Raw genomic sequence first — 22,953 nt, forward strand, 5'->3', positions numbered from 1 at the left:
GGCTGGGCGGGCACCGGCTCGGGCGGCGCGGAGGCGGCAGGCTGGGGAGCGGAAGCCGGAACGGGAGTTTCCGTGGCCGGAGGGGTCTGGTCGGTCATCGGGTGCCTCGCCGGAGGCCCGCCCGTCGATGCGCGACGCATCGGCGGAAACCGGCCTCGTTAGGTTGCATCCAGAAACCCCATCCGGCGACGGGGCTGCGGGCGTTCGCGGGGCCGCGCAACGCACAGGCAGACTACCGCCAAATATGGCGAAAGCGGGAAGTCACGAGCCGGGGAAACACAGGGTTTTCCCCGGCGGCGCGAGACTCAGTTCGCGTAGCGCTTGAACACCACCGAGGCATTGGTGCCGCCGAAGCCGAACGAGTTCGACAGCGCGTACTCGATGTCGCGCGGGCGCGGGGCGTGCGGCACGAGATCGATCGGCGTCTCGACATCGGGATTGTCGAGGTTGAGCGTCGGCGGCGCGATCTGGTCGCGAATCGCCAGCAGCGAGAAGATCGCCTCCACCGCGCCGGCCGCGCCGAGCAGATGCCCGATCGCCGACTTTGTGGACGACATCGACGCGCGGGCGGTGTTGTTGCCGAGCAGCCGCTCCACCGCGCCGAGCTCGATCGTATCGGCCATGGTCGAGGTGCCATGGGCATTGATGTAGTCGATCTCGGACGACGTAATGCCCGCCCGCTTCAGCGCGGCCTGCATGCAGCGATAGGCACCGTCGCCGTCCTCGGAGGGGGCGGTGATGTGATAGGCGTCGCCGCTGAGGCCGTAGCCGACCACTTCGCCGTAAATCTTGGCGCCGCGCGCCAAGGCGTGCTCCAGCGCCTCGACCACCACGATGCCGGCGCCCTCGCCCATGACGAAGCCGTCGCGGTCCTTGTCATAGGGGCGCGAGGCCTTCTCGGGCGTGTCGTTATAGCCGGTCGACAGCGCGCGGCAGGCGGCGAAGCCGGCCAGGGCGAGGCGGTTGATCGGCGATTCGGTGCCACCCGCCACCATCACGTCGGCATCGCCGAATGCCACCAGCCGGGCGGCATCGCCGATGGCATGCGCGCCGGTCGAGCAGGCGGTGACCACCGCGTGATTCGGGCCCTTGAGCCCGTGGGCGATCGAGACATAGCCACCCGCCAGATTGATCAGGCGGCCGGGAATGAAGAAGGGAGAGATACGGCGCGGGCCGCGCTCCTGCAGCAGCAGGCTGGCTTCCGCGATGCCCTGAAGGCCGCCAATGCCCGAGCCGATCAGCACGCCGCTGGCGCACTGGTCCTCATAGGAGGTCGGGTGCCAGCCGGCATCGTCCAGCGCCTGCTGGGCCGCAGCCATCGCATAGACGATGAACTCGTCGACCTTGCGCTGTTCCTTCGGCTCCATCCACTGGTCGGGATTGTAGGTGCCGTCGGTGCCGTCGCCGCGAGGGATCTGGCAGGCGATCTTTGCCGGCAGGTCGGAGACATCGAAATTCTCGATGCGCCTGGCGCCGCTCTGGCCGGCGAGCAGCCGTGTCCAGGTGGCTTCGACGCCGCAACCGAGCGGCGTCACCATGCCGAGGCCGGTAACGACGACGCGCCTCATCGGACAATCTCCGGGAAACTAAAGCATTTTCGAGCGAAGTGGGTACCGGTTCGCGTGACGAAAATGCGAAAAAACAAAAGCCTGGAGCAGTCTTCGTGAACGCGGTTCACCGAGAATGCTCCAGGGCAAGCAGGGCGAGCTGCGACGGACACCTGCCGCCGCAGCCGCGCGAAAAGCGCCTCAGGCGGCGTTCTTCTCAAGAAACTTGATGGCATCGCCGACGGTGAGGATCGTCTCGGCGGCATCGTCGGGGATTTCGCAGTTGAAGGCTTCCTCGAAGGCCATGACCAGCTCGACGGTGTCGAGGCTGTCCGCGCCGAGGTCGTCGATGAAGCTCGCGTTCTCGGTAACCTTCTCGGGCTCAACGCCCAGATGCTCGGCCACAATCTTCTTCACGCGCTCGGCAATATCGCTCATAGGTCCACCCTCGTCCGTATCCGGAGGTTGCTACGTTGTTTCACTCTGCCCCCGCGCCCGAAAGCACGGTCGGCGGCCTGTTTTCATGCCCCGATTACAGGAAGCACCGGATGATCGCCACCTCTTGCTGGCGCCGTCCGACCCTGTGAGCCGAGGCGGTCGTTAGCACACTTCATCCGGCAAAACCAGCGCCCGAAGACACGCCGAAAGGCCGGAGTTCCGCGGCTTTGGCTCAGATCATCGCCATTCCGCCATTCACGTGCAGCGTCTGCCCCGTGACATAGCCGGCCTCGTCGGAGGCGAGATAAACCGCCGCCGCCGCGATATCCTCGGGCGTGCCGAGCCGGGCAGCGGGGACGGCGGAGAGAATCGTTTCCTTCTGCTTGGCGTTCAGCACGTCGGTCATCGGCGTGGCGATGAAGCCCGGCGCAATGCAGTTCACCGTCACCCCGCGCGCCGCCACTTCCTTGGCCAGCGCCTTGGACATGCCGATCATGCCGGCCTTGGCGGCGGCGTAATTGCCCTGCCCGGCATTGCCGGTGACGCCGACGATCGAGGTGATGCCGATGATGCGGCCATAACGCTTGCGCATCATGGAGCGCGCGGCGGCGCGCGTCAGGCGGAAGCCGGCGGTGAGGTTCACCGCGATCACCTGGTCCCACATCTCGTCGGTCAGGCGCACGAACAGCCCGTCCTTGGTGATGCCGGCATTGTTCACGAGGATATCGACCGAGCCCATGGCCTCCTCGGCCTGCGGCACCAGCGCTTCGACCTGCTCGGTGTTCGAGAGATCGCAGGGCAGCACGAAGGCGCGCTCGCCGAGCTCAGCCTTCAGCTCCTCCAGGACCTCGCGGCGGGTACCCGAGATGCCGACGCTGGCGCCGCGCGCGTGGAGCGAAACAGCGATGGCCCGGCCGATGCCGCCGGTGGCGCCGGTGACGAGGGCCGTCTTACCTGTCAGATCGAACATGAATTCTCCTTGGGCTTTCCCGCCTGCGGCCCTCAGGCCGTCGCGGTGGCCTGAAACGCCGCCACATCCTCGGGCGTGCCCACGCTGGTGGCGGCGAGCGTGCGGACGATACGCTTGGTAAGGCCGGACAATACCTTGCCCGAGCCGACTTCCACCAGCCGCGTGACGCCGGCCTCCGCCATGAACGCCACGGATTCGCGCCAGCGGACCGTGCTCGTCACCTGGCGCACCAGCAGCGCGCGAATGTCGTCCGGGTCGGTCACCGGCGCGGCGGTCACATTGGCGACCAACGGAACCACCGGCGACACGACGGAGACGCCGGCCAGCGCCTCGCGCATGGTCTCGGCGGCCGGGGCGATCAGGCTGCAATGGAACGGCGCGGAGACCGTCAGAAGAATGGCGCGCGAGGCGCCCTCGCGCTTGGCGATCTCGCAGGCGCGCTCGACGGCGCTGGCATTGCCGGACACGACCACCTGGCCGGGCGAATTGTCATTGGCGAGATCGCAGACCTCGCCGGCGGCGGCTTCCGCCGCAATCTCGGCCACCTTGTCGGCGTCGAGGCCGAGAATGGCCGCCATGGCGCCGGTGCCGACCGGGGTCGCGGCCTGCATCGCGGTGCCGCGCAGGCGCAGCAGGCGGGCGGTATCGGCGATCGAGAGTGCGCCGGCGGCGGCGAGCGCGGAATATTCGCCCAGCGAATGGCCGGCGACGAAGGCGGCGTCGCGCTTCAGGTCAAGCCCGGCCTCGGCTTCCAGCACGCGGATCGCGGCGAGCGAAGCGGCCATCAGCGCGGGCTGCGCGTTGGCGGTCAGGGTCAGGGTTTCGATCGGGCCGTCCCACATGATCGCGGACAGCTTTTCGCCGAGCGCCGCGTCGACCTCCTCGAAGACCGCGCGCGCCACGGCGAAATTCTCGGCAAGGGCCTTGCCCATGCCGACGGCCTGGCTGCCCTGCCCCGGAAAAACAAACGCATTGCTCATGACGTAACGAAACCCATCCGCTAAGAATTGGCGGGCGCAGGAACACTGCCGCGCGCCTCGTGTCAAGCTGCACACCGCCCGAACCCGTACGCTCCCCCGTTTCCGCCGTCGCCGATCGCGGCCATTCGAGAACACGCCGATGGAAACGATCATCCTGCTTTTCCGCTCGCTGGCCCTCGTACTGGTCGGCGGGGCGGTTCATCATGTCCGCTATCTGGCGCGCATCGCTCTGCGGCCGCATTTGCGACTCGCCTGGACCGCGATGGCTCTCGTGCTGCTGGTGGTGCTGGTTCTGGGCGCCTACCTCACGGTCGAGCGCTATCTGGCGATGGAGCACAATTCGACGGCGCTGGTCGAGACCATCGTCAACCTGCTCGGGGCCGTGTTCATCTTCGCCGTCGCGCTGGTGTCGCGGCTCACCGCCGAGGATGTGCTGCGCAATGCCGAGCTGGAAATAGCGGCCTTCACCGATATGCTCACCGGCCTGCCCAACCGGCGGCGCTTCGACACGCTGCTGCCCAGCCGCATCGAGCTTGCCCGCCGGCGCAAGCAGGCGCTGACCATGGTCATGCTCGACATCGACCATTTCAAGAACGTCAATGACCACTTCGGTCATGAATGGGGCGACGAGGTTCTCCGCCATCTCGGCCGCATGCTGGATGTCCACAAGCGCGAGGAGGATATCGCGTTCCGTATCGGCGGCGAGGAGTTCGTCGTCGTGGCACCGCACACGCCGCTGGAACAGGCGGGCGCCCTCGCCGAGCGGCTGCGCGTCACCATCGAGCACACGCCGCTGGAGAAGAAGGGGCGCCGCATCGCGATCACCGTCAGTCTCGGTGTCGCCCAGCTCCGGCCCGAGGACGACCTCGCCATCCTGCTGGCGCGGGCGGACGAAGCGCTCTACCGGGCCAAGCACCACGGGCGGAACCGGGTCTGCCTCGAAACTCCCCCGCTCGTGGTCGAAGCGCCCGGCCCCGCGCCCGCCGCCTCTTGATTTTTCACGCATTGCGCGTATAAGCCCGCGCACTGTCTGTCCCGGCCGGGGGCTGAACGGACGGTCGCGCTTTGCCGCGGCTCAGGAATTCTTCGGATTTCCGCTCGTCCCGTGTCCCCGCCTTCGAGAATGTTTCGGGCCTTTCCGCAAGGCTCGAAGGGCTCGTCGCCGGGAAGATGGCCCGCAATCGTGCGGAAAAGCTAAGGAAAGGTCACGAGACATGGCTCTTTATGAGCACGTGTTCCTCGCGCGCCAAGATATTACGGCGCAGCAGGTCGAGGAACTCACCGCCCGGTTCAAGGGCGTTATCGAAGCGAATGGCGGTCAGGTCACCAAGACCGAATACTGGGGCGTGAAGACGCTCACCTACCGCATCCGCAAGAATCGCAAGGCGCATTTCTCGCTGCTCAACATCGACGCCCCGGCGGCGGCGGTGGCCGAGCTTGAGCGCCAGCAGCGGATCGACGAGGACGTCCTGCGCGTTCTCACCATCCGCGTGGAAGAGCTCGAAGAGGGCCAGTCGGTCATGCTGCAGAAGCGCGACCGCGACGACCGCGGCGAGCGCGGCTTCGGTGATCGCGGCTTCGGCGGCGACCGCGGCTTCGGCGGCGGCGGGCGCAGCTTCGGCGGCGACCGCGACCGTGGCGATCGCGGCCCGCGCCGTGACCGTGAAGAGGCCCCTGCCAACGTGGAGACTGAGTGATGGCTTTCGGTGGTACTGGCGGTCCGTCCGCGAGCGGCGGCGCGCGTCGTCCCTTCTTCCGTCGTCGCAAGACCTGCCCGTTCTCCGGCGCCAACGCGCCGAAGATCGACTACAAGGACGTGCGTCTGCTGCAGCGCTACATTTCCGAGCGCGGCAAGATTGTTCCGTCCCGCATCACGGCGGTGTCCGCCAAGAAGCAGCGTGAGCTGGCCCAGGCCATCAAGCGCGCCCGCTTCCTCGGCCTGCTGCCCTTCGTGATCCGCTGATCGCGTCGTGAATGCCGTCCCCGGCCGCGCGCCGGGGACGTTCTTCGCCTGACCCTTTTGCCGACAGACCTTCCGGGATTGGCCCGGCCGGTCGTTGAGGCGGACCTGATCCGCTTCTAACCGCTTCATGCGCGGGACAGCTCGTCGATGTTTCAGACTTGGCTCATAGCGTTTGGCGCCGGCGCGGCGTCCGCCCTGCTGGTCGCCTCCGTGGCGTCGGGCAACGCTTTCGCCTTGCCGCTGTTCTATCTCGCCCCGCTGCCCATCCTCATCGCCGGCCTCGGCTGGGCGCATCTGGTCGCGCTGGTCGCCGCCTCGACCGCCGGCGTGCTGATCGGCGTGTTCTTCGGGCTGGAACTGCTGGTGGCCTATGTCGCCGGCGTCGGCCTCCCCGCCTATGTGCTCGCCTATCTCGCGCTGATGGCCCGCCAGACCGGGCCGGACGGCGCGATGGAGTGGTTCCCGGTCGGCCGCATCCTCGTCGCCGCCGCGCTGCTCGGCTGCCTCGGGGTTGCCGCGCTGGTCCCGCTGATCGCCGGCGACCTCGAAACCTACCAGGACGCGCTGCGTAGCCTGTTCCAGGCAATGCTGGCCGAGAACGGCGCACCGACCACCAGCGATACCGAACGTCTGATCTCGCTGCTGGTGGCGGTGATGCCGCCCGCCGCCGCGATCATCACCATGCTGACCCAGATCGGCAATCTGTGGCTGGCCGCCCATATCGCGCGGATTTCCGGCCGGCTGATGCGCCCCTGGCCGGACCTCGCCGCCACCGAGCTGCCGCGCGGAGCCGCCGCGCTGCTGGCCGGAGCGGTGCTCGCGGCGTCGCTCACTTCCGGCTTCGTCGGCCTGCTCGCCGAGCTGCTTGGCGCGACGCTCATCGTGGCGTTCGGCTTTGTCGGGCTGGCGGTGATCCACTGGGTCACGCGCGGCGCGGCCGGTCGCACGCTGGTCATCAGCACGGTCTGGATCGCCGCGCTGGCGCTGGGCTGGCCGTTCCTCGCCCTCGCGCTGCTCGGCCTCATCGAAACCCTGTTTGGCGTCCGCCGCCGGTTTCCGCGCGGCAGCCGCCCTTCCGGCGGCCCGCCGGCCGCCAATGACGGCTGACGCCGCCTTCAACCTGCTATCGAACGATCAAACGAAACGGAGAACTCAAATGGAAGTCATTCTGCTGGAACGCGTGGCCAAGCTCGGCCAGATGGGTGAAGTGGTCCGCGTCAAGGACGGCTTTGCCCGCAATTTCCTGCTGCCGTCGGGCAAGGCCCTGCGCGCCACCAAGGAAAACAAGACCCGCTTCGACTCGATGAAGGCCCAGCTCGAAGCCCGCAACCTCGAACTGAAGTCCGAGGCCTCCAAGCTCGGCGATAAGCTGGCCGGCACCGAGGTCGTGCTGGTCCGCCAGGCCGGCGAGACCGGCCACCTCTACGGCTCGGTGTCGACCCGTGACATCGCCGAGGGCCTGACCGCGGCCGGCTTCACCGTCGCCCGTCACCAGATCGTCCTCAACCACCCGATCAAGAACATCGGCCTGCACGAGGTCCCGGTGACCCTGCACCCGGAAGTCGAGGTCACGGTGAAGGCCAACGTCGCCCGCAGCGCCGAGGAAGCCCTGCGCCAGTCCCGCGGCGAGGACCTCTCGGTCGCCCGTGACGACGACGAGGACGAGGAAGAGCTCGTCGAGGAGGCCGTCGAGGCCACCGAGGAAGAAGAGGCCTGATCAGGCCCGCCCCTCCGCCTTCCGCGGAGCGTGCTCCCAATTGAGATATTCCCTTTGGGAATACTCCCAATTGCCCAGCCCGGCCGGTAACGGCCGGGCTTTTTTGTGGCGTTTTTACGAAATCTGCAGGTTGCCGACCCTTCGATGTTGTGATGCAATTGTTTTCATCACAATGAGAACTGCCCCGTCATTACGCACGCGGCCTTGATCGCAAGGCCGTCCGCATCGTGGAGGAGGCCTTATGGAATCTTTGCTGCAACGTGTACTTGAACGCGTCGTGCGACACGGGTCTCTCGACGTGATTCTGGCCTCCGGGCGGCGTGTGACATTAGGTGACGGCACCGGCCCCTCCCTCGCGATCCGCTTCACCTCCGCCTCCTGGCAGAAACAAGTGGCGCTCGATCCCGAGCTGAAGCTTGGCGAGGCCTATATGGAAGGCGGCATGGTCGTCGAAAAAGGCGACCTCGCGGAGGTCCTGGCCCTGCTCATGTCGCAGGTCGGCCTCATGGTGCCGAGCTTCACTGCCAAGAGTTTCATGCGGCTGCGCTACCTGTTCCGCCGGCTCGCGCAGTTCAACCCGCCGGACCGCTCGCAGCGCAACGTCGCCCATCATTACGATCTCGACGGCCGGCTCTATTCGCTGTTCCTCGACGCCGACCGGCAATATTCCTGCGCCTATTTCGAGACGCCGGACCAGACGCTGGACGACGCGCAGCTCGCCAAGCGCCGCCACATCGCCGCCAAGCTGCTGTTCGACCGGCCGGACCTGTCCGTGCTCGACATTGGCTGCGGCTGGGGTGGCATGGGGCTTTATCTCGCGCAGAACGCCGGGGCGCGCGTCACCGGCATCACGCTGTCGCAGGAGCAACTCGGGGTCGCGCAGTGCCGCGCGGAGGAGCGGGGCCTTGCCGCGCGCGCGCAGTTCCGGCTGCAGGATTACCGGCTCACCCCCGGCCGGTTCGACCGCATCGTCTCGGTCGGCATGTTCGAGCATGTCGGCGTCGGGCATTTCAGCACCTATTTCAACCGCGTCGCCGAGCTGCTCGCCGATGACGGCGTGGCGCTGATCCACTCCATCGGCCGCTCGGAGGGGCCGGGCATCACCAATCCGTGGATCGCCAAGTACATCTTCCCCGGCGGCTATATTCCGGCGCTGTCCGAGGTGCTGCCGGCGATCGAAAAGGCCGGGCTGCTCGTCACCGACATCGAGATCCTGCGCCTGCACTATGCTGAAACGCTAAAGGCGTGGCGCGAGCGCTTCCTCGCCCATCGCGAGGAGGTGGAACGGCTCTATGACGCGCGCTTCGTGCGGATGTTCGAGTTCTACCTCGCCTCGTCCGAGATGGCGTTCCGCCATCAGGGCATGATGGTGTTCCAGCTCCAGCTCACCAAGCGCGAGGGCGTGGTGCCGATGACGCGCAGCTACATTGCCGAGGCCGAGGCCGGGCTGAAGGCGATGGAAAAGGCCAACCGGCCGGGGCTGCGGCTGGCGGGCGAATAGGCCCAAAAGCCGTCAAGCAGGATTCAGCTTTCCACAGGCGGTCCACAGGACAAAGATGACGCGACACGATTCGCTACGGACTCGCGCGCCCTTGTGCCGTTAGCTGTTGGCCAACACAGCGCCCGGAAAAGCCATGCTCGATTCCTCCGCCCGCCCGCCGGCGGCGTCCGAACCGCATTACCGCACGGCTCCGCACAATGTCGAAGCCGAGCAGGCGCTGTTGGGCGCCATCCTCGTCAACAATGAGGCGTTCTACCGCGTTTCCGACTTCCTGGAGCCGCGCCATTTCTTCGAGCCGGTCCACACCGCGATCTATGAGACCGCGAGCGCGCTGATCCGCGCCGGCAAGGTCGCGACCCCGGTCACGCTCAAGACCTTCCTGCCCGCCGGCATCGACATTGCCGGGCTGACCGCCCCGCAATATCTGGCACGCCTCGCCGCGGAAGCCACCACGATCATCAACGCCGAGGATTACGGGCGCACCATCTACGACCTCTCGGTGCGGCGCGACCTGATCGCCATTGGCGAGGAGGTGGTGAACGAGGCCTATGACGCCCCGATCGATTCCACCCCGCAGGAGCAGATCGAGGAGGCCGAGAAGCGGCTCTATGAGCTCGCCGAGACCGGCCGCTACGATGGCGGCTTCCTGTCCTTCGGCAACGCGCTGAAGGAGGCGGTCGACGTCGCCAGCCGCGCCTTTCAGCGCGACGGCCATCTGTCGGGCCTCGCCTCGGGGCTGGACGACCTCGACCACATGATGGGCGGCCTGCAGCCCTCCGATCTGATCGTGCTCGCCGGCCGCCCGGCCATGGGCAAGACCGCGCTCGCCACCAACATCGCGTATAACGTCGCCGCCGCCTATCGCTCCGAGACCCTGCCGGACGGTTCGATCCGCCCGCTGGACGGCGGAGTGGTCGGTTTCTTCTCGCTGGAAATGTCGGCGGAACAGCTCGCGACCCGCGTGCTCGCCGAGCAGACTGAAATCCCGTCCTACAAGATCCGCCGCGGCGACATCAGCGAGCACGAATTCGACAAGCTCGCCGCCGGCGCGCAGATCATGCAGACCATTCCGCTCTATATCGACGACACCGGCGGCATCTCGATCGCCCAGCTGCGCGCCCGCGCGCGCCGGCTGAAGCGCCAGCGCGGGCTGGATTTCATGGTGGTGGACTATCTGCAGCTGCTCTCCGGCTCATCCGCCAAGGCGTCGCAGAACCGCGTGCAGGAAATCACCGAAATCACCACCGGCCTCAAGGCGCTGGCCAAGGAGCTCGCCGTGCCGATCATGGCGCTGTCGCAGCTCTCCCGTCAGGTCGAGGCGCGCGACGACAAGCGCCCTCAACTCGCCGATCTGCGCGAATCCGGCTCGATCGAGCAGGACGCCGACGTGGTGATGTTCGTGTACCGCGAGGAATACTACCTAAAAAGCAGAGAGCCCAAAGAAGGCACGGAGGAATGGTTCAAGTGGGACACCGAGATGAAGGCCGCGCAGGGCGTCGCGGAAGTCATCATCGGCAAGCAGCGCCACGGCCCGACAGGCACCGTCAAGGTCGCCTTTGAGCCGCAATTCACGCGCTTCTCCTCGCTCGCGAGAGACGAGCACCTTCCCACGCGGTGAGTTTTCATCCCATGACCGAAGCGTCCATTCCGCTCAACGAGGCCGGCGGCCGGCTGACCATCGACCTGAAGGCCCTTGCCGAAAATTACCAGGAGATCGCCGCCCGCGTCGCGCCGGCGGCCTGCGCCGCGGTGCTGAAGGGCGATGCCTATGGCACCGGCCTGACGCAGGCGGCGACCGCGTTCTGGCAGGCTGGCGCGCGCAGCTTCTTCGTCGCCCTGCTCAGCGAGGCGCGCGAGTTGCGCAACCTGCTGCCGCAGGCGGAAATCTTCGTACTGAACGGCCTGTTTCCGGGAACCGGCGAGATCTACCGCGAATTCGACCTGCGCCCGGTGCTCGGCAGCCCGGCGCAAATCGCGCATTGGCAGGAATTCTGCGAGGCGTGCGGCACCGCCCTTCCCGCCGCGCTCCATGTCGACACCGGCATGAACCGGCTTGGGGTCACCGCCACCGACGCGGTGAACATCGCCGAGGGGCTGGACGAACTCGGCTTTCCGCTGGTGCTGGTGATGAGCCACTTCGCCTGCGCCGACGAGCCGGGGCACCCGCTCACCGCCCGCCAGCTGGAAGATTTCCGGGCCGTGGCGGCGCTGTTCCCCGGCATCCGCGCCTCGCTCGCCAATTCCGCCGGGGTGCTGAGCGGGCCGGAGATGCATTTCGACCTGGTGCGGCCGGGCATCGCGGTCTATGGCGCGCGCGCCAAGGCGGATGTCGAGCCTCTGCGGCCGGTGGTGCGGCTGGAATTGCGGATCGTGCAGACCCGCGACGTGCATGAAGGCGAGAGCGTCGGCTATGGCGCGGCGCAGATCATGGAACGGCCGACCCGCATCGCCATCCTTTCCGGCGGCTATGCCGACGGCATTCCCCGGCTGGTCGGCTCATCCAATGCGCGGCGCGGCGCCGAGGTCATCATCGCCGGCCGCCGCTGCCCGATGGTCGGGCGCATCTCGATGGACCTGATGGCGGTCGACGTGACCGACCTGCCGGAAGAAGATGTGGTGCCGGGCGGCTGGGCCACGCTGCTGGGCGACGGGCTGGAGGTCGACGACCTTGCCAGCCAGGCCCAGACCATCGGCTACGAGGTACTGACCTCGCTGGGCCGTCGCTATCACCGGCGCTGGACGTACTGAACCCGCATCCGGGCATCGGCCGGTAGCGCCTCGCGCGCACCGGTCTTGATCGCGTCGATCAGTTCCTCGCCGTTCTCCAGCCAGCCCGGCAGGATGACGGCGCGGCCTTCTTCGAGCTGGATGTCGAGGCGGGTGACCTTGTGTTCGCCGTGGTCGCGGCTTTGGTGCTTGCGCGAATGGAAGCTCAGCACCTTGCTCCAGGGCACGTTACGCCCCGAGGCGAGCGTAATTCCGTTCTCGTCGACGGCCTCGACGAAGGAACGATGCCAGAACCACAAGGCGAGACTTCCGATGCCCAGAGTAAGAGGGGCCAAGATCAAAAGAAAAGTTTTGAATCGTCCATTCGGACGAGCCTGAATTTTTGCCATTAGCGTTCACTCTAAAATGAGTTCAATTTAGAAATAAATGAGCGTCACGAACGATAGGCAATATACGGACCACTTGATAAGGACCGTGGAAAAAGACCATTTGGCAAGCGCACGGTCCTGGAGTTTCCCTCCCGAAACGCGACGTTTTCATGATGCTCGATAGGCCGGGCAGCGGATCAACCCCCGGATGATTTGACACTATCCAAATACCACAAACCCGCCCGGTAGTCTACTGCTTAACCTGATTAAGCCTTTACCTAGGCCGCCTCTCCATGAGACGGAATGTCGAAATTTGGTTGGAGTGCCCTAATGGCGAAGCGTGCCACCTCCTTCGTCTGCCAGGTCTGCGGCGCGGTTCACGCGCGCTGGCAGGGCCGCTGCGATTCCTGCGGGTCTTGGAACAGCATCTCGCAGGAGGAGACCGTCACCGGCTCGGTTCCCTCCTCGCAGCGCGCCGGACGCAAGGGCCGCCTCATCGCGCTGGAGGCGCTGTCCGGCAGTTCGCCCGACGCGCCGCGCACCCGCTTCGGCATCGGGGAACTCGACCGCGTGGCCGGCGGCGGGCTGGTGGCGGGATCGGTGCTGCTGATCGGCGGCGATCCCGGCATCGGCAAGTCCACCCTGCTGATCCAGGCGTCCGCGGCGCTGGCGGATGCCGGCCACCGCGTCATTTACGTCTCGGGCGAAGAGGCGGTGGCGCAGGTACGGCTGCGCGCCGAGCGGCTCGGCCTGTCCGGCTCCTCCGTCGAACTCGCCGCCGAGACCAATGTCGAGGACATCGTGGCGACGTTGGCGGAGGGCCGCACGCCGTCGCTGGTGGTCATCGACTCGATCCAGACCATGTGGACGGATTCCGCCGAATCCGCCCCCGGCACGGTCACGCAGGTGCGCTCCTCGGCGCAGATCCTTATCCGCTACGCCAAGCGCGCTGGCGCGGCGGTGATCCTCGTCGGCCACGTCACCAAGGATGGCCAGATCGCGGGGCCGCGCGTGGTGGAGCACATGGTCGATGCGGTGCTGTCCTTCGAGGGCGATGGCGCCCATCAGTTCCGCATCCTGCGGGCGCAGAAGAACCGCTTCGGGCCGACCGACGAGATCGGCGTGTTCGAGATGACCGGCCTCGGCCTGCGCGAGGTCGCCAACCCGTCCGAGCTGTTCCTCTCGCAGGGCGACCGCGGCGCGCCGGGCACGGCGGTCTATGCCGGCATGGAGGGCACGCGCCCGGTTCTGGTGGAGATTCAGGCGCTGGTGGTGCCGACCTCGCTCGGCACCCCGCGCCGCGCCGTGGTCGGCTGGGACCCGAGCCGGCTGTCCATGGTGCTCGCGGTGCTGGAGGCGCGCTGCGGCATCAAGCTCGGCGGCCATGACGTGCATCTCAACGTCGCGGGCGGCTTCCGCATCACCGAGCCGGCGGCCGACCTCGCGGTGGCGGCGGCGTTGGTCTCCTCGCTCAGCGGCGCGGCGCTGCCGGTGGACACGGTGCATTTCGGCGAGATCAGCCTCACCGGCGCCGTGCGCGCGGTCTCCCATTCGCCGCTGCGGATGAAGGAGGCGGCCAAGCTCGGATTCACCCGCGCGGTCGCGCCCGAGGCCAAATCCACAGGCGGCAAATCGTCTCCCCGAGATCCGGCCGAGTCGGCGCTTGCGCTGGAATCCGTTGCGTCACTGGGCGATCTGGTCGCCGGGATCGCCGCCAGATCGCCGCGCCGGGCGCCGAGACCCGCGCAGTCCGCGCAAGAGGGATGACGTCACCGCCGGGCCGCGCTATACCTCGCGCGGCCCCTCAGGGGGCTTTGATACCGCAGATTCGCTTGCTCACGGTGGGCCGTTTTGACCCTGCTCGACATCATCCTCATCGCCGTCATGGTGGTTTCCGGCCTGCTGGCCATGGTGCGCGGGCTGGTGCGCGAGGTCTTCGCGATCGCCTCCTGGGTGATCGCGGCGGTGGTCACGCTCTACGCCTATCCCCATGTGCTGCCTTACGCGAAGCAGTACATCAGCAACGACACCTTCGCGATGGCCGCCTCGGTCGGCGGCGTGTTCCTGATCACGCTTCTGGTGGTGTCGATCATCACCGTGCGCATCTCGGACCTCATCCTCGACAGCCGCATCGGCGCGCTGGACCGTACGCTGGGATTCCTGTTCGGTCTCGCACGCGGATTCCTTATAATGGTTGTGGCGTTCCTGTTCTTCAACTGGCTGGTCCAGAACGAGCAGGGTCAACCCGAGTGGATTCGCGACGCGCGCTCCAAGGTGGTCTTGCAAAGTGCGGGTGACTGGCTCATCTCCGTGCTGCCGGAAGATCCCGAGAGCCTGATACGCGACATTCGCAGCCCGAAGGATGCCGAACCGATCGAGCCGCCGCCGGAACCGTTCAACCCGGGTACGTCGACGCCTCCGGCGCCGTGATGTGCGAACGCCCGCTGGGACCGACCCTCCCGGCGGTTGTTTCGTTTGATGTTCAGCCTGTGGAGCGGACGCGGCCGTCATTGGCCGCGTGACAGCGGAGCGAAGGTCACATGACCGAGATAGCCGTCGACGACCTGTTCAAATCGAGCCCCGCCATCGAAGACAGCTTCGATGAATATGGGGATACGCTCCGCGAGGAGTGCGGCGTGTTCGGCATCTACGGACACCCGGATGCGGCGGCGATCACCGCGCTCGGCCTGCACGCGCTCCAGCATCGCGGACAGGAAGCGGCCGGCATAACCACTTATGACGGCCAGCGTTTTCACTCCGAGCGCCGTCTCGGTCTCGTGTCCGACGCCTTCTCCGACGGCGAGGCGATCAAGCGGCTTCCGGGCGCCATCGCGGTCGGCCATGTGCGCTATTCCACCACCGGCGCCACCATTCTTCGCAACGTCCAGCCGCTGTTCGCCGAACTCGACGGCGGCGGCTTTGCCATCGCCCATAACGGCAATCTGACCAATGGCCTGACGCTGCGCCGCCAGCTGATCCGTGACGGGGCCATCTGCCAGTCGACCTCCGACACCGAGGTCATGCTGCACCTCGTCGCCCGCTCCAAGCGCGCCCGCTTCACCGAGCGTTTCATCGACGCGCTGCGCGCCATCGAGGGTGCCTATGCCTTTGTCGGCCTCACCAACAAGAAGCTGGTCGGCGCGCGCGACCCGCTCGGCATCCGCCCGCTGGTGCTTGGCGAACTCGACGGCCACCCGATCCTCACCTCCGAGACCTGCGCTCTCGACATAATCGGTGCGCGCTATGTGCGGGACGTCGAGCCCGGCGAAGTGATCGTTTTCTCCTCCGACAAGGTGGAGACGCTGCGTCCCTTCGGCTCGGTGCCGCCGCGCCCCTGCATCTTCGAGTACATCTATTTCGCCCGGCCGGATTCGGTCGTGGGTGGCCGCTCGGTCTATCAGGTCCGCAAGAACATGGGCTTCCAGCTCGCCGCCGAGGCGCCGGCCGATGCCGACGTCGTGGTGCCGGTGCCGGATTCCGGCGTGCCCGCCGCCATCGGCTACGCGCAGGCCTCCGGCATCCCCTACGAGCTCGGCATCATCCGCAACCATTATGTCGGCCGCACCTTCATCCAGCCGACCCAGGCGGTGCGCGATCAGGGCGTGCGCATGAAGCACTCGGCCAACCGTTCGGTGATCGAGGGCAAGCGCATCGTGCTGATCGACGACAGCCTCGTGCGCGGCACGACGTCCGTCAAAATCGTGCGCATGATGCGCGAGGCCGGGGCGCGCGAGGTGCATTTCCGCATCTCCTCGCCGCCGATCACGCATCCCGACTATTACGGCATCGACACGCCGGACCGCGACAAGCTGCTGGCCGCCACCCACGACCTCGAAGGCATGCGCCGCTATATCGGCGCAGACAGCCTCGCCTTCCTCTCCATCGACGGCATCTACAAGTCGATGGGCTATGAGGGCCGCGATCCGGTCCGCCCGCAGTTCACCGACCATTGCTTCACCGGCGAATACCCGACCCCGCTGACCGACCGGCTTGGCGAGGTCTCACCCCGTCAGCTGTCGCTGCTGGCCGAGGCGAGCTGATCGGCCGATGGTCGAACTCAACCAGTGGCATCGTGGCCGGCTGATCGACCACATCCAGCTCGTGGTCGCCGATTTCGAGGCGTGCAAGCGCTTCTACGCGGCGATCCTTGAGGTGCTGGGCGTGCCGCTGGTCGAGGGCGACGGTTATTTCTTCGCCGATGAGCTGTTCGTGACGCCCGGCACCCCGGTGACCGGGCGCGCGCATCTCGCCTTCCAGGCCGCCGACGAGGCGATGGTGCGGCGCTTCCACGCCGCGGCGCTGGTCGCCGGCGGGCGTGACAATGGCGCGCCGGGGCTTCGCGATTATCATCCCGGCTATTACGCCGCCTTCGTGCTCGATCCCGAAGGCAACAATATCGAAGCCGTGTATCACGGCCCGGCGCGACGCTCCGCGCCGTCCGTGGTGCTGACGGACGATTCCCAGGCTTGAGGAACCCGCCATGACCGACACGACCGCGCGCCCGCTCTCCGGGCGCTACGCCCTCGTCACCGGCGCCACGCGCGGCATCGGCCAGGCCACCGCCCTCGCTCTCGCGGAAGCGGGCGCGCATGTCATCGCCATCGGCCGCACCGCTGGCGCGCTGGAAGAGCTGGACGACGCCATCCAGAAGGCCGGCTCCGCCGCCACGCTGGTGCCGCTCGACGTCAAGGACGGCCCCGGCCTCGACCGGCTCGGCGGCGTGCTCTATGAGCGCTTCGGCCGGCTGGACGTGTTCGTCGGCAATGCCGGCGTGCTCGGCCCGATGACACCGCTCCAGCAGGTCGAGCCCAAGGAATGGGACGACGCCATCGCGGTCAACCTCACCGCCAACTGGCGGCTGATCCGCTCGCTGGACCCGCTGCTGCGGCTCTCCACCGCCGGGCGCGCAGTCCTGGTGTCCTCGGGCGCGGCGTCCAAGGCGCGGGCCTATTGGGGCGTCTACGCGACCAGCAAGGCGGCTCTTGAAGTACTGGGCCGCACCTGGGCGGCCGAGACCCAGAACCTGTCGAACCTGCGCGTGAACCTGTTCAACCCCGGCCCGGTGCGCACCCGCATGCGCGCCAAGGCGTTCCCGGGCGAAGACCCGGAGGCGCTGCCGGCGCCGGAGCAGGTGGCGCAGGCCATCGTCTCGCTGTGCCTGCCCTCCTTCGAGGATACCGGCAAGCTCTACGACTTCCCCTCGCGCAAGCTCCTGAGCTTCCAGCCGCCAGCGTGAGCCACCTTTACCGGGGGGCGATCTCGCCGATGGCGATCGTCTCGATCGCCGCCGGGCGCCTCGTAAAGCTCAGAATAGCCAGGATCACGCCGGAGAGCTGCATGGCGATGCCGATCGCCTCCGGCGTCGTCGGCAGCCTCTGCTCGAAGATCAGCCCGTAAAGCAGGCCAAAGCCGGTCTCTGCGACGATCAGCAGGGCGGTGAGCACCATCGGCAGGCGGTTCGAGGCCACCATCCAGCACAGCGTGGCGAACCAGCAGCCCAGGAAGGATGTCACCAGCACCCAGGCGGTGAAGCGCTGCATGTCGGCATCGCTTGCCACCTCAGGATTCGGCAGGCCCAGCAGCGGAATCAGGATCAGGGCGCCGGCGGCCGCGCCCAGCCCCTGCAACCCGGTCCAGCCGAGCACGTCGGGGGCGTCGGGCGCCCGCAGGATCTGCGAATTGCCCAGCCCGTAGACCACCCAGATGCCCACCGCGCTCAGCGCGGCGAGAACGCCGAGCCAGGTGCGGTCGCCGAGGGTGGACTGCGCCGGCTCCGGCATGCCGGCATGGGCAGTGAGGATGCCGCCCAGCACCAGCGCGAACGGCAGGAGCAGCGCCCGCCACGAGACCGCCTTCTCGCGCAGATTGGCGATCAGCGACAGCACCACGGGCGAGGTGCCGATGATGAGCAGCGGCAGCACCGCGCCGGCGAACTGCACGGCATAGGCTGCCGAAAGGAAATAGCCGACATTGCCGAAACCCCCGAGCAGGAAGCCGAGCACCAGCTGCCGGCGCGACATGACCGGCCGGAATCGCGGCAGGATCATCAGCACGGCGGAGGTGAGGCCGAACAGCACGTAGCGCGCCAGCGTGAGATCCCAGGCCGAAAACGGCGCCACGGCGCGCGGGGAAACAAAGGCGAGCCCCCACAGCGCGCCCGTGGTGAGGCCGGCGAGGATGCCGATCAGCATGAGTGAATTCCGAATGAGGTTCGGCGCGGAAACCGGCGCGCGGAAGAAGCGGCTTCCTTATAGAGCGTTTTCGAGCGAAGTGGATACCGGTTCGCCTCTCGCCAAAACAAACGATTAGCGGCCGGCACCGCCGCGCGGAACCGGCATCTCGCGCATTTCCCTCGCGCGAACATGCTCCTGAGCAAAGACCGCCGGAAACCCCGGCTCAGTCCTTCTCGGCGTAAGGGTTGTCCTTCTCACGCAGCGTCAGCCGTATCGGCACGCCCGGCAGGTCGAAGGTGGTGCGCAGGCTGTTGACGAGATAGCGCGTATAGCTGTCCGGCAGCGCGTCGGCGCGCGAGCAGAACAGGACGAAGCTTGGCGGGCGCGCCTTGGGCTGGGTGATGTAGCGCAGCTTGATGCGACGCCCGGACACGGCCGGTGGCGGGTGCTGGTCGGTGGTCTCGCCGAGCCAGCGGTTGAGCGGGTTGGTGGCGACGCGGCGGTTCCACACCTCATGCGCGGCCTGAATGGCGCGCACCAGCCGGTCCAGCCCCTCGCCGGTCAGCGCGGAGAGCAGCACCACCGGCATGCCCTTGAGCTGCGGCAGCCAGTGGTCGGCCTCCTCGCGCATGCGCTTGGCAAGGCCCGGCTGGTCCTTCACCAGGTCGGACTTGGACAGGGCGATCACCACCGCCCGGCCCTCGCGCTCGGCGAGGTCGGCAATGCGCAGGTCCTGCTCCTCGAACGGATGGGTAGCGTCGATCAGCACCACCACCACCTCGGCGAAGCGCGCGGCGCGCAGGCCGTCGGCAACGGAGAGCTTCTCCAGCTTGTCATCAATGCGCGCGCGCTTGCGCATGCCGGCGGTGTCGAACACCCGCAGTTGCACCCCGTGGCGCTCGATGTCGACCGAGATGGAATCGCGGGTGATGCCGGCTTCCGGCCCGGTCAGCAGCCGATCCTCGCCGAGCAGCGAGTTGATCAGGGTCGACTTGCCGGCATTGGGGCGGCCGAGCACGGCGACGCGGATACGGCGCGGCCCGTCGCCCGCCTCGTCATCCTCGTCCTCGCTTCCGTCATCGTCCGGCAGGCATTGCATCAGCGCCCGCAGCAATTCGCCCATGCCCTCGCCATGCTCGGCGGAAATCTCCACCGGATCGCCAAGGCCCAGCGAATAGGATTCGAAGCTGCCGGCGGCCGCGTCGCGGCTCTCGCTCTTGTTGGCGATGAGGATGGTGTGCTTGCCCGAGCGGCGGGCGAGATCGGCGAAGGAGCGGTCGGTCGGGGTGATGCCGGCGCGGGCGTCGATCATGAACAGCAGGATGTCGGCGTCGGCGATCGCGGTCTCGGTCTGCGCGCGCATGCGCCCTTCGAGGCTCTCGGCCTTCGCCTCCTCCAGCCCGGCCGTATCCATCACCCGGAACGACAGGTGTCCCAGGCGAGCATCGCCTTCGCGGCGGTCGCGGGTGACGCCGGGCCGGTCGTCGACCAGCGCGAGGCGCTTGCCGACAAGCCGGTTGAACAGCGTCGACTTACCGACATTCGGGCGGCCGACGATGGCGACGGTCATGGTCATGATGATCAGGTGCCTCCCAGCACCGCGCGGCGGCGCCGGCTACGGCGCCGCGCCCTGCCCGGCGCCCGGCGCCGGAGCCGTGGGTTCGGGCTCGTAATAGGTGGAATTGGCCGGCTGCGGCGGCGCCGCACCGTAATCGATGCCGGGCACGCCCTCGGGGAACACTGCGGAACGGGGCCCGGGCAGCTTCTTTTCCTTCTCGCCGAAGGGATTCATCTTGTCGAGGGTCTCGCAGCCAGCGGTGGCAAAGGCCAGCGAGAGCGCGGCGGCGGCGAGGATCGCCCGGGTAAGACGCGGCATCCGTGTCGGCATGCTCAGCTCTCCTACTGTACGGCGGGGGCGGCGGGCGCGGGCGCGGCCTCGGCCGGAGCGGGCGCCGGCATCTCGGGAACAGCCGCCGGCATCTCGGGAACAGCCGCCGGCATCTCGGGAACAGCCGCCGGCATCTCGGGAACAGCCGCAGGCGCCTCGGGAACAGCGGCTGCGGGCGCTTCCACCGGCGTCGGCGCGCCGCCGGCGGCCAGCGTGCGCATCAGCTCGGCACGGCGCCGCAGGCCCGGCGGGCTCTCGGGGTCGGCCAGAATGGCGGTGAAGGTCTCGCTCGCGGCCTTGGTGTCGCCGGCCTTGTACTGGGCGAGGCCGATGATTTCGCGCGCGGAGTGGCGGAACGCGCCGTCCGGCGTGTCGAGCGGCTTCACTCGGGCCTCGATATCGGACAGCGGGGCGGTATCGACCAGCAGCAGCGCGGCGCGGATGGTCGCGACGTCGCGCATCAGGCCGGGCACGCGGCTGTCGCCGGAAATCGCGTCGTAATCCGCCACCGCCGCCGTGCGATTGGTTGCGGCGAGGTCGGTCGCGGCGCGGAAGCGGGACAGCAGGCGATAGCCCGAGGTCCCATCCTTCTCCAGCGCGGCGAAGGCGGCTTCGGCCTCCGCGTTCTTGCCCTGCGCGGCGAGCTGCATCGCCGCCTCGAATCGCGCACCCGAGGCCTGATCTTCCTTCAGCTTCCACCACTCATAGCCACGCCAGCCGGCGACGGCGACGACGATGAGCACGGCGAGGCCGATGATGTAGACGCCGTAGCGGCTCCAGATCCGGCCGAAGCGTTCGCGACGCAGGTCCTCGTCGATCTCGTGGAAGATGTCAGCCATGTCGCGGTCCGTGGCAAAGGTCGGGGGAGCGCCGGGAGGCGCCCCATCGGGTGGGCGGAAAGCATGAAGGGGCGGCAGGCAGGTTGCTTGCCACCGTTCAGGGCCGCGTAAACTAGCGATGCGGCCTCAACAAGGCAATCGACGGCGCAGGACGCCGCGTCAGCCCTTCTTCGGGGCGTAGACATGCTCCGGTCCGGGGAAGCTGCGCGCGCGCACCTCGCTGGCATAGGCCTCGACCGCGGCACCGATCGCCGGCCCGATATCGGCGAACTTCTTCACGAAGCGCGGCACGCGGTCGGAAAGGCCGAGCATGTCCTCCAGCACCAGGATCTGACCGTCGCAGGCCGAGGAACCGCCGATTCCGATGGTCGGCGGGGCCACCTCGCGGGTGATCTGCGCGGCAAGCGGCTCGCTCATCGCTTCCAGCACGATGGAGAAGGCGCCGGCATCGGCGATCGAGCGGGCATCGTCGAGGATCATCGCCGCGCCGGCCTCGTCGCGGCCCAGCGCCTTGAACGAGCCCAGCGTGTTGATCGCCTGCGGGGTGAGGCCGACATGGCCCATCACCGGCACGCCGCGATCGGCGAGAAAGCGCACGGTCTCGGCCATGCGGCGCCCACCTTCGAGCTTCACCGCGCCGGCGCCGGTCTCCTTCAGCACGCGCGCGGCGGTGGCGAAAGCCTGCTGGGGCGAGCCCTCATAGGAGCCGAACGGCAGGTCCACCACCACCAGCGCCTTCGCGGAGCCGCGCATCACCGCCTGCCCCTGCAGGATCATCATCTCGACCGTCACCGGCACGGTGGTTTCCATGCCGTGCATCACCATGCCCAGCGAATCGCCGACCAGCATGAAGTCGACATGGGGGTCGACGAGGCGGGCGGTGTGGGCGTGGTAGGCGGTCAGCGAGACGATCGGCTCACCACCCTTGCGGGCGCGGATGTCGGGAGCGGTGAGGCGGCGGGCGGCGGCGGGCTTGCCGGGCGCGGACTGTACGGACATGGCGTCGAGTGTTCCTCGGTTCTTTTGCAGCCGGTTCAGCCCGGCATGACAGGCACTCCCACCACATAGGGGTGGAACCAGAAGGCGAGCGCGGCATAAAGCACGACACCGCCGACCACCGCAACGAGGTCGCCGCCCCAGCCCTTGGGCGCGACGGGAAGCGGGGCGCCGCGGCGCTTGGCCTGAATCCGCATATAGACCGCCCAGCCGAGGATGACGAGGCTGAGCACGATGGTCGGCAGGTCGCCATTGGCGAGCAGATGCGCCAGCGCCCAGGTCTTGATCGCCACAAGGAACGGGAATTTCAGCCACGCTTTGATGTGGCTCGGCACCAGCGCCGCCACCGCCGCGATCGAGGCGACGAGCATCAGGAGCAGGGTGAAATGGCGCAGGCCCACCGGCGGGTCCCACAGCTGCGTCGGGCCGGCAGCGCGCCACATGCCGAAGCCGTAGGCGATCAGCAGTACGGCGGCCAGCGCCAGCACGCCATGGATGGCGCGATAGGGCACGAGGCCGAACTGCTCGACGGCAACCGCGCGCAGGTCGCGGCGGGCGGAGAAGACGTGCACGGCGACGAACAGCACGAGGCCGGCCAGCATCAGGATCATGGTGCGCTCCACGGGATCGAATTCGCCGCGACACTAGAGAGTTTCCAGGGCGCGCGCCATGGCGCGGGGCCGCGACCTTCGGCGCAGGATCAGGCGACGCAACACCGGCCAGCGGCCGCATCCCGTTCACATCTCAGGGAAATGCCGGCGCTGCTTTAACCTTGAGGCGAGCGAAGCCTCCCACGATCGCCATGGCTGTGTCACATTGCGGATGGGGGTACGACCATACGGGGGG

The 22,953-nt window shown here is 67.7% G+C and carries 24 protein-coding genes; 13 read left to right on the forward strand and 11 right to left on the reverse strand.

Annotation, left to right across the window (positions count from 1 at the left end):
- Positions 1–305: 305 nt before the first annotated feature.
- The 4 genes from fabF to fabD all read right to left on the reverse strand — a co-directional run bounded on the left by fabF (position 306) and on the right by fabD (position 3,935).
- On the reverse strand, positions 306–1,568 hold the full coding sequence (gene fabF / locus VRZ77_RS20125; protein ID WP_414594361.1) for a beta-ketoacyl-ACP synthase II: 1,263 nt from the start codon (positions 1,566–1,568) through the stop codon (positions 306–308).
- A gap of 180 nt (positions 1,569–1,748) precedes the next feature.
- Positions 1,749–1,985, reverse strand: a complete 237-nt coding sequence (locus VRZ77_RS20130) for an acyl carrier protein (protein WP_013165911.1) — start codon at positions 1,983–1,985, stop codon at positions 1,749–1,751.
- A gap of 232 nt (positions 1,986–2,217) precedes the next feature.
- The gene (gene fabG, locus VRZ77_RS20135; protein WP_414594362.1) at positions 2,218–2,955 is read right to left on the reverse strand and encodes a 3-oxoacyl-[acyl-carrier-protein] reductase; all 738 of its coding nucleotides are present in this window, start codon (positions 2,953–2,955) and stop codon (positions 2,218–2,220) included.
- Between the two features lie 32 nt (positions 2,956–2,987).
- Positions 2,988–3,935 (reverse strand): ACP S-malonyltransferase, encoded by a 948-nt coding sequence (gene fabD / locus VRZ77_RS20140; protein WP_414594363.1) that lies wholly within the window; start codon positions 3,933–3,935, stop codon positions 2,988–2,990.
- A 139-nt stretch (positions 3,936–4,074) separates the two neighbouring features.
- Here fabD and VRZ77_RS20145 point away from each other — a divergent pair, with 139 nt between their 5' ends.
- The 8 genes from VRZ77_RS20145 to alr all read left to right on the forward strand — a co-directional run bounded on the left by VRZ77_RS20145 (position 4,075) and on the right by alr (position 11,864).
- A complete protein-coding gene (locus tag VRZ77_RS20145) occupies positions 4,075–4,929 on the forward strand; it encodes a GGDEF domain-containing protein (RefSeq protein ID WP_414594364.1) in 855 nt (284 codons plus the stop codon).
- Between the two features lie 220 nt (positions 4,930–5,149).
- Positions 5,150–5,632 (forward strand): 30S ribosomal protein S6, encoded by a 483-nt coding sequence (gene rpsF / locus VRZ77_RS20150; RefSeq protein ID WP_414594365.1) that lies wholly within the window; start codon positions 5,150–5,152, stop codon positions 5,630–5,632.
- A complete protein-coding gene (rpsR, locus tag VRZ77_RS20155; RefSeq protein WP_241620638.1) occupies positions 5,632–5,898 on the forward strand; it encodes a 30S ribosomal protein S18 in 267 nt (88 codons plus the stop codon). The genes rpsF and rpsR overlap by 1 nt, the downstream gene beginning before the upstream one ends.
- 147 nt (positions 5,899–6,045) lie before the next feature.
- Positions 6,046–7,005: a DUF2232 domain-containing protein gene (locus tag VRZ77_RS20160; protein WP_414594366.1), complete on the forward strand. Its 960-nt coding sequence runs from the start codon at positions 6,046–6,048 to the stop codon at positions 7,003–7,005.
- A 49-nt stretch (positions 7,006–7,054) separates the two neighbouring features.
- On the forward strand, positions 7,055–7,615 hold the full coding sequence (gene rplI / locus VRZ77_RS20165; protein WP_414594367.1) for a 50S ribosomal protein L9: 561 nt from the start codon (positions 7,055–7,057) through the stop codon (positions 7,613–7,615).
- Between the two features lie 241 nt (positions 7,616–7,856).
- Positions 7,857–9,116, forward strand: coding sequence for a class I SAM-dependent methyltransferase (locus tag VRZ77_RS20170; protein ID WP_414594368.1), 1,260 nt, complete (start codon positions 7,857–7,859; stop codon positions 9,114–9,116).
- Positions 9,117–9,249: 133 nt separating this feature from the next.
- Positions 9,250–10,734 (forward strand): replicative DNA helicase, encoded by a 1,485-nt coding sequence (locus VRZ77_RS20175; protein ID WP_414594369.1) that lies wholly within the window; start codon positions 9,250–9,252, stop codon positions 10,732–10,734.
- Positions 10,735–10,745: 11 nt separating this feature from the next.
- Positions 10,746–11,864, forward strand: coding sequence for an alanine racemase (gene alr / locus VRZ77_RS20180; RefSeq protein WP_414594370.1), 1,119 nt, complete (start codon positions 10,746–10,748; stop codon positions 11,862–11,864).
- Here the strand turns inward: alr and VRZ77_RS20185 are convergent.
- Positions 11,843–12,232 (reverse strand): hypothetical protein, encoded by a 390-nt coding sequence (locus VRZ77_RS20185; protein WP_414594371.1) that lies wholly within the window; start codon positions 12,230–12,232, stop codon positions 11,843–11,845. The genes alr and VRZ77_RS20185 overlap by 22 nt on opposite strands.
- 309 nt (positions 12,233–12,541) lie before the next feature.
- Between VRZ77_RS20185 and radA the strand changes: the two genes are divergently transcribed.
- The 5 genes from radA (at position 12,542) to VRZ77_RS20210 (ending at position 17,447) form a co-directional block, all read left to right on the forward strand.
- Positions 12,542–13,978, forward strand: coding sequence for a DNA repair protein RadA (radA, locus tag VRZ77_RS20190; RefSeq protein ID WP_414594372.1), 1,437 nt, complete (start codon positions 12,542–12,544; stop codon positions 13,976–13,978).
- 84 nt (positions 13,979–14,062) lie between these two features.
- Positions 14,063–14,641, forward strand: coding sequence for a CvpA family protein (locus VRZ77_RS20195; RefSeq protein ID WP_414594373.1), 579 nt, complete (start codon positions 14,063–14,065; stop codon positions 14,639–14,641).
- Positions 14,642–14,751: 110 nt separating this feature from the next.
- Positions 14,752–16,251: an amidophosphoribosyltransferase gene (purF, locus tag VRZ77_RS20200; protein WP_414594374.1), complete on the forward strand. Its 1,500-nt coding sequence runs from the start codon at positions 14,752–14,754 to the stop codon at positions 16,249–16,251.
- 7 nt (positions 16,252–16,258) lie between these two features.
- On the forward strand, positions 16,259–16,681 hold the full coding sequence (locus VRZ77_RS20205; RefSeq protein WP_414594375.1) for a VOC family protein: 423 nt from the start codon (positions 16,259–16,261) through the stop codon (positions 16,679–16,681).
- 10 nt (positions 16,682–16,691) lie between these two features.
- Positions 16,692–17,447: an SDR family NAD(P)-dependent oxidoreductase gene (locus VRZ77_RS20210; RefSeq protein WP_414594376.1), complete on the forward strand. Its 756-nt coding sequence runs from the start codon at positions 16,692–16,694 to the stop codon at positions 17,445–17,447.
- A 7-nt stretch (positions 17,448–17,454) separates the two neighbouring features.
- Here the strand turns inward: VRZ77_RS20210 and VRZ77_RS20215 are convergent, their stop codons facing one another.
- The 6 genes from VRZ77_RS20215 to VRZ77_RS20240 all read right to left on the reverse strand — a co-directional run bounded on the left by VRZ77_RS20215 (position 17,455) and on the right by VRZ77_RS20240 (position 22,718).
- Positions 17,455–18,402: a DMT family transporter gene (locus VRZ77_RS20215; protein ID WP_414594377.1), complete on the reverse strand. Its 948-nt coding sequence runs from the start codon at positions 18,400–18,402 to the stop codon at positions 17,455–17,457.
- 205 nt (positions 18,403–18,607) lie between these two features.
- Entirely contained in the window at positions 18,608–19,960 is a 1,353-nt protein-coding gene (gene der / locus VRZ77_RS20220; RefSeq protein WP_414594378.1) for a ribosome biogenesis GTPase Der, read from the reverse strand.
- A gap of 39 nt (positions 19,961–19,999) precedes the next feature.
- Positions 20,000–20,272, reverse strand: a complete 273-nt coding sequence (locus VRZ77_RS20225; protein WP_414594379.1) for a hypothetical protein — start codon at positions 20,270–20,272, stop codon at positions 20,000–20,002.
- 11 nt (positions 20,273–20,283) lie between these two features.
- On the reverse strand, positions 20,284–21,111 hold the full coding sequence (locus tag VRZ77_RS20230) for a tetratricopeptide repeat protein (RefSeq protein ID WP_414594380.1): 828 nt from the start codon (positions 21,109–21,111) through the stop codon (positions 20,284–20,286).
- A 159-nt stretch (positions 21,112–21,270) separates the two neighbouring features.
- The gene (gene panB / locus VRZ77_RS20235) at positions 21,271–22,110 is read right to left on the reverse strand and encodes a 3-methyl-2-oxobutanoate hydroxymethyltransferase (protein ID WP_414594381.1); all 840 of its coding nucleotides are present in this window, start codon (positions 22,108–22,110) and stop codon (positions 21,271–21,273) included.
- Positions 22,111–22,145: 35 nt separating this feature from the next.
- The gene (locus VRZ77_RS20240; protein ID WP_414594382.1) at positions 22,146–22,718 is read right to left on the reverse strand and encodes an NnrU family protein; all 573 of its coding nucleotides are present in this window, start codon (positions 22,716–22,718) and stop codon (positions 22,146–22,148) included.
- Positions 22,719–22,953 lie beyond the last annotated feature (235 nt).

Source organism: Ancylobacter sp. G4_0304, from assembly GCF_047501495.1.
In the GTDB taxonomy this organism is placed as follows: domain Bacteria; phylum Pseudomonadota; class Alphaproteobacteria; order Rhizobiales; family Xanthobacteraceae; genus Ancylobacter.